Origin of the sequence: Phenylobacterium sp., assembly GCF_036501465.1 — a bacterium.
In the GTDB taxonomy this organism is placed as follows: domain Bacteria; phylum Pseudomonadota; class Alphaproteobacteria; order Caulobacterales; family Caulobacteraceae; genus Phenylobacterium.
On record NZ_DASYAF010000084.1, the window covers coordinates 1 to 1703 of the forward strand.

General features: G+C 71.2%; 3 protein-coding genes. 1 reads left to right on the top strand and 2 read right to left on the bottom strand.

Features of this window, described 5'->3' with window-relative positions:
* On the bottom strand, positions 1-240 hold a 240-nt coding region (locus VGL85_RS08905; RefSeq protein WP_331588202.1), incomplete at its 3' end, for an SDR family NAD(P)-dependent oxidoreductase.
* A gap of 10 nt (positions 241-250) precedes the next feature.
* The gene (gene fabD, locus VGL85_RS08910; RefSeq protein WP_331588204.1) at positions 251-1195 is read right to left on the bottom strand and encodes an ACP S-malonyltransferase; all 945 of its coding nucleotides are present in this window, start codon (positions 1193-1195) and stop codon (positions 251-253) included.
* Positions 1196-1338: 143 nt separating this feature from the next.
* Here fabD and VGL85_RS08915 point away from each other — a divergent pair.
* Positions 1339-1703: peroxiredoxin (locus VGL85_RS08915; RefSeq protein ID WP_331588206.1), on the top strand; the 365-nt coding region annotated here is incomplete at its 3' end.

The window sequence follows — 1703 nt, forward strand, 5'->3', positions numbered from 1 at the left end:
CGGCGCGCCCAGCGCGTCGGCCGCGCCGATCAGGCCGTCGACGCTGGCCGGGTCGGTCAGGTCGCAGGTCAGGGTCCTGGCGCGCTCGCCCAGCTCGCCGGCCAGGGCGTCGAGCGCCGGTTGGCGGGTGCCGGACAGCACCACCGCCGCGCCCTGGGCGTGCAGGGCGCGCGCGATCGGGCCGCCGATGCCGCCGGAGGCGCCGGTGACCAGGGCGGTCTTGCCGGAAAGATCGAACATGCGGGTGTCCCTAGAGCGACTTGGCGAAGGCTTCGAGATCGGCCGGCGTGTTCAGCGCCACCGCATCGGCGTCCGGCGCGATGCGCTTGGCCATGCCGGTCAGCACCTTGCCGGCGCCGGCCTCGACGAACCGGGTGACGCCGCCCTCGCCGGCCAGCCACTCGATGCTCTCGCGCCAGCGCACGCGGCCGGTGATCTGCTCGACCAGCAGCCGGCGGATCGCGTCCGGATCGAGCACCGGCCGGGCGGTGACGTTGGCCACCAGCGGGGCGCGGGGCGGGACGATCGGGGCGGCGGCCAGCGCCTCGGCCATCTCGTCGGCGGCCGGCTGCATCAGCGGGCAATGGAAGGGGGCGGAGACGTTCAGCGCGATGGCCCGCGCGCCCATCGCCTTGGCCGCCTCGATCGCCCGGTCGACCGCGGCCTTGTCGCCGGAAATCACCACATTGCCGGCATTGTTGTCGTTGGCGACGACGCAGACGCCGATCTCGGCGCCGATGGCGGCCGCGGCCTCGGCCAGGGCCACGTCGGTCTTCGGCCCGATCAGCGAGGCCATGGCGCCCTCGCCCACGGGAACCGCCCGCTGCATGGCCTGGCCGCGCAACCGCAGGAGCCGCGCGGTGTCGCCCAGCGTGATCGCCGAGGCCGCGGCCAGGGCGGAGTATTCGCCAAGCGAATGGCCGGCGACGAACCCCGCCTGGCTTATCGAGACATCGAGTTGGTTTTGCAGCGTCCGCACCACCGCCATCGAGACGGCCATCAGCGCCGGCTGGGCGTTTTCGGTCAGGGTCAGGTCTTCGATGGGGCCGTCGCGCATCAGGCGCGACAGCTTCTGGCCCAGCGCGTCGTCGACCTCTTCGAACACTTCGCGGGCCGCGGCGAAGGCCTCGGCCAGCTCGGTTCCCATGCCGACGGCCTGGCTGCCCTGACCTGGAAAGACGAAGGCGAGGCCCATGGATGCTCCCGGTCGGACAATGGCGAATTCGCGCCGGAGGGTTAGGGGAAAGGAGCGATATCGGCAAGCCGGCTGTGCGATAGCGATGTTTTCGGAGGCGGGTTCGTGCCATACTGGACAGACTGTCCAGCAAGGAAGCCTTTATGAAAAAGTCCCTGTTCGCCTTCGCGGCCGTGGCCGCTTTCGCCGTCACGTCCCCCGCCCTGGCCGCGCTCGCGGTCGGCGCTCACGCCCCCGATTTCAGCGCCCCGGCCGCGATGGGCGGCAAGTCCTTCAACTTCAACCTGGACAGCGCCCTGAAGAAGGGCCCGGTGGTGCTCTACTTCTTCCCGGCCGCCTTCACCAAGGGCTGCACGATCGAGGCGCACGACTTCGCCGACGCCACCGCCGGCTACGACAAGCTGGGCGCCACCGTGATCGGCGTCACCGCCGGCAATATCGACCGGCTGGCCGAATTCTCCACCAGCGAGTGCCGCTCCAAGTTCCCGGTCGCCGCCGACCCCGACCT

What these genes read in the sequence shown, in the direction of transcription:
- fabD (WP_331588204.1), bottom strand. Translation starts at nt 1,195, where the DNA reads ATGGGCCTCGCCTTCGTCTTTCCAGGTCAGGGCAGCCAGGCCGTCGGC.